The organism is Caballeronia sp. LZ032 (assembly GCF_031451315.1).
GTDB lineage: Bacteria > Pseudomonadota > Gammaproteobacteria > Burkholderiales > Burkholderiaceae > Caballeronia.
This window is the reverse complement of sequence record NZ_JARUXP010000001.1, coordinates 2,660,718-2,667,859: the sequence shown is the minus strand read 5'-3', so window position 1 is coordinate 2,667,859 and position 7,142 is coordinate 2,660,718. Positions and strand designations below refer to the sequence as shown.

Sequence of the window (7,142 nt, the reverse complement as noted above, 5' to 3'; positions counted from 1 at the left end):
CAGCGATGCGCAGAGCACGTTATCGGTGGGTTCGTTGGGCGCGGAACGCACCATCACGAATGTCGCCGCAGGCCGCCTCTCCGCCAGCTCGACCGATGCGGTGAACGGTTCGCAACTCTTCGCGACGAACCGGGCCGTGGATCAGAACACCGCGGATATCAGCAATACGGTCAACTCGATCAACACGATCGTCGCCACGGGCACGAAGTACTTCCACGCGAACAGCAGCGGAGAGGATTCGACAGCCCTCGGTCTCGACTCGGTCGCCATCGGGCAGGGCGCGGTCGCGGCCAACGCAAACGACATCGCGCTCGGTGCGAACTCGACCACGGAGGCTGTCGTGAACACCGCCGGCGCGACGATCGGCGGCAAGGACTACACGTTCGCGGGCAGCGATGCGCAGAGCACGTTATCGGTGGGTTCGTTGGGCGCGGAACGCACCATCACGAATGTCGCCGCAGGCCGCCTCTCCGCCAGCTCGACCGATGCCGTGAACGGCTCGCAACTCTTCGCGACCAATCAGGCCGTCGACCAGAACACCGCCGACATCAGCAACACGGTCAACTCGATCAACACCATCGTCGCCACGGGCACGAAGTACTTCCATGCGAACAGCACCGGAGACGACTCGATGGCCACCGGTCTCGATGCCATCGCCATCGGTCAGGGCGCGGCGGCGACTCATGCCAACAGCATCGCGCTCGGTTCGAACTCGATCACGTCGGAGGCCGTCGCGACGGCGGGCATCGCCATCAACGGCATCAACTACGCGTTTGCCGGTTCGGCTCCGGTCGGCACGTTGAGCGTCGGCTCGGCGGGCGCTGAACGCACCATCACGAACGTCGCGGCCGGCCGCATCTCGGCCACCTCGACGGACGCCGTGAACGGTTCGCAGCTCCACGCGACCAATCAGGCGGTCAGCAGCCTGCAGACGGAAGTCTCGAACATCTCGACCGACGTCAACGCGCTCAACAACGCCTCCGTGAAATACGACACCCGCGCGGACGGCACGCCGGATACCAGCAGCATCACGCTGAGCGGCGGCGCCTACGACAGCTCGACACACACCGGAGGCACCGCCATCCACAACGTGGCATACGGCGTCAATGGCGGCGATGCCGTGAACGTGAGTCAGTTGAACGAGGTGATCGGCGCCGTGACCAACGTGGCGAACGCGGCCAACAACCCGTTCATGGCCGCCGAGGGCAATCGCGACACGGAAAGCGCCGCCGCAACCGGCACGCATTCGACCGCGATGGGCGCGCTTGCCAGCGCGAGCGGAGCACGTGCGACGGCGGTCGGCTCGGGCGCCCATGCGTCAGCGGCGAATTCGGTGGCGCTGGGCGCCAGATCGGTCGCGGACCGCGACAACACGGTGTCGGTCGGCGCTGCGGGTGAAGAGCGCCAGATCACGAACGTGGCGGCCGGCACCCAGGACACCGACGCCGTGAATCTGGGCCAGATGAATCAGAGCTTCTCGCAGGGCTTGAACCGGGCGAACGCCTATACGGATCAGAAGATCACCGCGCTCGGCAGCCAGGTGAGTTCCGTGGCGCGCGGCGCCTATGCCGGCGTGGCAGCGGCGACGGCTTTGTCGATGATTCCGGACGTCGATCCAGGCAAGACCATCGCGGTCGGCATCGGCACCGCCAATTACAAGGGCTATCAGGCAACTGCGCTGGGCGCTTCTGCGCGCGTAACAGCGAACGTCAAGCTGAAACTTGGCGCCGGCGTCAGTGCCGCAGGAACGGCGGTGGGCGGAGGCGCATCCTATCAGTGGTAATGCAAGGCTGGATTGCAGGCGGCCGGCGCATGCCGCCCGCCTGCAATTCACCAACCGATTTAATCCACTGTTTGAAGCCTGTTATTCAAACATCGCATTCACCAAAATCCTTTCAATTACCCTGTTTGAAAATCGAGACCGATCAGGATGCCGAGTAATACATCATTCTGAAAATCCGAATCGAAGGTTTTCAGGATAACCAGAAAAGTGGCCTGCGTACTTCGAATTCAATTTAATGAAATAGATTTGTGCATTATTTCAATCGAGTCCTGAGAAAATAGAAGGGAAGGACTAAATAGGACTTGAATCGCCTTCCTAACAATAAGTTGATTGTTGATCCATTGCGTGGATCTCGCACCTCACTAGTGCAAGCGCAATTCAGCGGAGTCGCTGTTCCGCTGCGCGGTCGCAATACAAATCAATATAGGGAAGCCCGACGTGCAAGCCACCGCACTCGCCACCTCACAATCTTTCGAAACTGCGTTGGAATGCTTTCGCTCGGGTGACCGTGTGCAGGCCGCTATCCAATGCAGAGGCATCCTGAGCGAAGCACCGCGGCATTGCGAAGCCAATCATCTTCTGGGAGTGCTTCATCTGCTGGATGGCGATCCGTCCAAAGCGGAATCGCTCATTCAGATCTCGCTTTCCATCACGCAAACCGCGGCGGGAGAATCCGATCTCGGGTTGACGCTGAGAGCGCAAAAGCGTTATGAGGAAGCGATGAACGCGCAGCGTCGCGCACTGGTTATCCATCCCGATTTCGCCATCGCCCATTTCAATCTGGCGCGGCTGCACGAGGACCAGAATCAGCTGGAAGACGCAAAGACAGCGTTTCAGCGCGCGGTCGAACTCGATCCGAACTCGGCTGATTACCGCTTCAATTTCGGAAAACTGCTTTCCCGGCTCGGCAATAGCGCCGATGCGCTCGAGCAACTACGCCGTGCAATCGTGCTGCGTCCCAATTGGCCTGAAGCGCTCAATAGTCTGGGATCGGTACTGGCCGAACAAAGAATGTTCGACGATGCCGAATCTGCATTTCGTCACGCGCTGGAGATTCGGCCTGGCTTTGCACAGGCGCTGTGCAATCTCGGTTCCCTTTTCAAGGAGACGGGTCGAAAAGTGGAAGCCGAGCAGGCCTTGCGTCACGCATTGCGAGCCGATCCGCAATTCGCGGGTGCAAGCGAAATGCTTGCGCGGCTTTTGAATGAGCTCGGCCGTTCGAATGAGGCCATCGATACATTTCGCATGTCGCTGCAATTGTCGCCGAACAATGTCGGGACATTGAATGCACTCGGCAGTCTGCTGGCGGAAAAACGCCGTTTCGACGAAGCGGAAGCGCTGTTGCGTCGTGCAATCGAACTGAGCCCGCGTTTCGTGCTCGCGCTGATCAATCTCGCCAATATCCTCGCGGAAACGCGCCGCACCGAAGCCGCCGAGGCCGCGTACGGGCACGCGCTCGAAGTGGACCCGAATCATTGGGGCGCGCTTTTCAACTTCGGGGCTTTCCTTAAAAATCTCCGCAAGCTCGACGAGGCCGAAGTGCTCACGCGCCGGGTGCTCGAATTGCAGCCGCGTCTCGCTGCCGCGCACGTCGGGTTGGGCACTGTGTTGCTGGCGAAGAACTCGGGAAACATCGGGGAGGCGTTGAACTGCTTTCGCAGCGCCATCGAGATCGATCCCGACTGTCTGATTGCCCATTCCAATCTGGTCTACGCGCTCAGCTTCGTCAGCGAGGCGGGTTATGACGTGCTAGAAGAAGGCCGGCGCTTCGCCGCGCGGTTCGAAGCCCGGCTTGTCGCTGCGGCGGTGCCGTACCGGAATGATCCGGCTCCCGAACGGCGCTTGCGCATCGGCTACGTCTCACCGGACTTTCGCGACCATTGCCAGTCGCTGTTCATGTTGCCGCTGTTGCGTAATCACGATCATCGCGCGGTCGAAATCTTTTGTTATTCGAGCGTCGAAATCCGTGATCGCATCACCGACGAGATCGTGCATCTCGCGGATGCGTGGCGCGATGCCCACACGCTCGACGACGAACAACTCGCCCGGCAGATCAGGGACGATCGCATCGACATTCTGGTCGACCTGACCATGCACATGGCGGGCGGACGTCCCCAGCTCTTTGCGCGAAAGCCCGCGCCGGTTCAGGTGGCCTGGCTGGCGTATCCGGGGACGACGGGAAGCAGCGCAATCGAGTATCGACTGACCGATCCATGGCTCGATCCGGCCGATTCGAACCGGGATGATTGCTATAGCGAAACATCGATTCGCCTGCCCGATACGTTCTGGTGCTACGCGCCGCTTAATCTGTCGCACCATGTGAACACGCTTCCGGCAGACGACAAGGGACATATCACGTTCGGATGCCTGAACAATCCGTGCAAGCTCACTGACCGGACTTTTGCACTCTGGGCCGAGGCGATGCGGCGCATTCCTGGCTCGACGCTGATGCTTCTGCTTGCCTGGGGGCGCGCGCGGGAGGAGGTGGTGGCGAAGTTCGAAGCGGCGGGGGTCGAGGCATCGCGACTGTACTTCGTCGATTACCGTCCGCGCGAGCGTTATATGGACACGTATCTCGAGATCGACATCGTGCTCGATACGTTTCCATACAACGGCCACACCACGAGCCTCGACGCCCTGTGGATGGGCGTGCCGGTACTCACGATGACCGGCCAGACGCCGGCAAGCCGCGCGGGACATGCGTTGCTGTCGAACCTGAGCATGCCGGAATGGATTGCGGATTCGGAAGAGAGCTTCATTGAAAAGGCAGTGGAGGCGGCCCAGGATCTGAGTCGCTTGCGCAAGCTCCGCTCTGAACTGAGAACGATGATGGAACGTTCTGCATTGATGGACGGTGCGCGCTTCGCACGAGGTATGGAGCGTGCGTTTCAACGTATGTGGCGCGAGCAAGGTGTGCTTCGTTTGCAACCGAATACTCCGTCGAAAATCGAGGTCAACACGATGTTGACCCATGACGTTTCCTGCTAAAACTTTTCGCTGCGAATAAAAGCGGAGACACCCGGGGAGAAAACACAGCGGCTTCAACGCCAAACAGATTATCTTAGGTAAATATTCGCATATAAATTTCGGATAACAAATCATATGGCGGTTCAGGGGAATTGCCATATGTCGCATCCTGTTCGCTCAGTGACGCGACCGCCGCTTTGAACGCAACGCGCTTGCACGCACGCGGCCGACGATCTCACTCGTTCGGCGGCGCGGGCGAGCTATTGCCGAAAGCTTGATCCGAAAGCCAGAAGTCATTTGCAGAACGAGCGTTTTTATCGCTGGTTCGCAGTAACGGCTGTATTGGAGCCCACGTCATGAAACCTTGTGTTGCACGCAAGAAATGGTTTGTCTCGATGTCGCTTGCATTGGCCAGCATGCAATGCATGGCGCAAATGCCAGGCGATTCCGCGGCGCTCGAATCGCTCGAGAACGTCTGGGTTCAGGCCACCGCAAGCAGGGATATCGCGACGCTCGACCGGATTCTCGACCCTTCGTTCGTCGAGACGCTCAGCAACGGGCGCCGCCGGGACAAGGCCGAAGCATTGAGCGCAGCGCCGCCGCCTGTGGGATCCACGCAGCAATTGCAGGACATGAAGGTCAGGACCTACGGCGACACCGCAATCGTCACGGGGACCAACCGGTTCAGTCAGTCCGGTCAGCCGGCGGCGCTCCTGTTCTCTTTCACCGATGTGTTCGTGCGCCGCGACGGCGCGTGGCGAGCCGTCTCGTCGCACATGACGCTTCAAGGACGCGAGTGAATTCACGGGCGGCATCACCAGGGACGCCGGTTTCGGTCAGACCGGATTCCTGGACATCGCCGTCGATCCGCAACGCTGCAGTCGCTATAGGGGAGGGTGGGTGAAGCGCGAAAGCAAGAGTGGGAGCTTCCGCAATCAGTGATGCCGAAAGCCGACATGGCGCGCCAGTGACCGCGGCGCATCGGCATGCATCGCTCGACGCATCAGGGGATTCCGGTAGGAAGCGCCTGGACATTGAAGAACCTCGCGTTGCGGATATGAAGTATCAGCAACATTATTGAAGACTTAGGCATACAAATGAATAAGACATATCGGACAGTGTGGAACGAGACCACCGGCACGTGGGTCGCGGTGGCGGAATCGGCAAAGGCACGGGGAAAGAAAGCGAGCAGCAAGATTGCAGCGGCCTATGCGGTCGTCCTGCTGGGAGGAGTGCTGTCGATGGCGGATACGGCCAATGCCGGTTCGGTCGATGGCGGGACGGATATCGGCACCAACGGAGCGGTTGCAATTGGGGGAGCTGCAACGTCGAGTGGGACGGGTGCCATCGCCGTGGGCAATATGGGTGTGGAGACGCTCGATCACACACTTGCTTCAGGAGTGGAATCGTTGGCCGTGGGGGATGCGGCGACTGCATCTGGTGATGGGTCCACGGCAATAGGATCGCATGCGTCGGCAACGGGGGCGGGCTCGGCGGCGTTCGGGCTTCTGGCGACCGCATCTGGCCAGAGCTCCATCGCCATCGGACCGACTGCGGCGGCTTCAGCGGACAATTCGATAGTCATCGGAATTCAAGCGACCGCGTCTGGCGCGGGGTCAGCCGTCGCGATCGGCCCGAAAGCGACGGCGGCGGGGTTGAACACGGTTGCGATATCGAATACGGCTCAGGCGTTGACGCCTGCCGCGATAGCGATCGGCCAGGGATCCTATGCCAGCGGCGCCCCTGGAGGGAACGACACCGCTCTCGCAGTTGGCTCGCTGGCGACGGCGAACGGCGCCGATACAGTCGCATATGGCGTCAGCGCGGCGGCTTCGAGCTTCGCGGCAACCGCGTTGGGAGCAAGTTCAATCGCGTCGGGCCTCAGCTCAACGGCGCTCGGTGCTGGAGCGCAGGCGACCGGGGTTGTCTCGGTAGCCCTGGGGTCGACGGCCAGTGCCGGCGGATTAGGTTCGCTCGCGCTGGGTCCGGGCGCAGTCGCGAACAATGCGAGGGACGTGGCGCTTGGCGCCGTTTCGACGACGGACGCAGTGGTCAACACCCCGAACGCGACGATCAGCGGCAATACCTACACGTTCGCGGGAACCAACGCGACGAGTACGGTTTCCGTCGGTTCAGCGGGTAACGAGCGCACGATCACGAATGTTGCAGCGGGCCGCTTGTCACCCACGTCGACGGACGCCGTCAATGGCTCGCAACTGAACGCATCGAATCAGGCGATCGATCAGAACTCCACCGACATCAGCAACGCGGTCAACTCCATCAACAGCATTTCCGCCACGGGCACGAAATACTTTCACGCCAACAGCACGGGCGCGGATTCGACGGCGACGGGCCTCGATTCGGTCGCGATCGGTTCCGGCGCGGTGTCGGC

The 7,142-nt window shown here is 60.8% G+C and carries 4 protein-coding genes; all 4 read left to right on the top strand.

Features of this window, described 5'->3' with window-relative positions; genetic code table 11:
* Window positions 1-1,783 (top strand): YadA-like family protein (locus QCE69_RS12520; protein WP_309918436.1); only part of this gene is annotated, 1,783 nt, incomplete at its 5' end.
* A 438-nt stretch (window positions 1,784-2,221) separates the two neighbouring features.
* On the top strand, window positions 2,222-4,771 hold the full coding sequence (locus QCE69_RS12510) for a tetratricopeptide repeat protein (protein WP_409021183.1): 2,550 nt from the start codon (window positions 2,222-2,224) through the stop codon (window positions 4,769-4,771).
* A 413-nt stretch (window positions 4,772-5,184) separates the two neighbouring features.
* The gene (locus QCE69_RS12505; RefSeq protein ID WP_309918431.1) at window positions 5,185-5,550 is read left to right on the top strand and encodes a nuclear transport factor 2 family protein; all 366 of its coding nucleotides are present in this window, start codon (window positions 5,185-5,187) and stop codon (window positions 5,548-5,550) included.
* 297 nt (window positions 5,551-5,847) lie between these two features.
* Window positions 5,848-7,142 (top strand): ESPR-type extended signal peptide-containing protein (locus tag QCE69_RS12500; RefSeq protein ID WP_309931017.1); only part of this gene is annotated, 1,295 nt, incomplete at its 3' end.

What these genes read in the sequence shown, in the direction of transcription:
- QCE69_RS12505 (WP_309918431.1), top strand. Translation starts at nt 5,185, where the DNA reads ATGCCAGGCGATTCCGCGGCGCTCGAATCGCTCGAGAACGTCTGGGTT.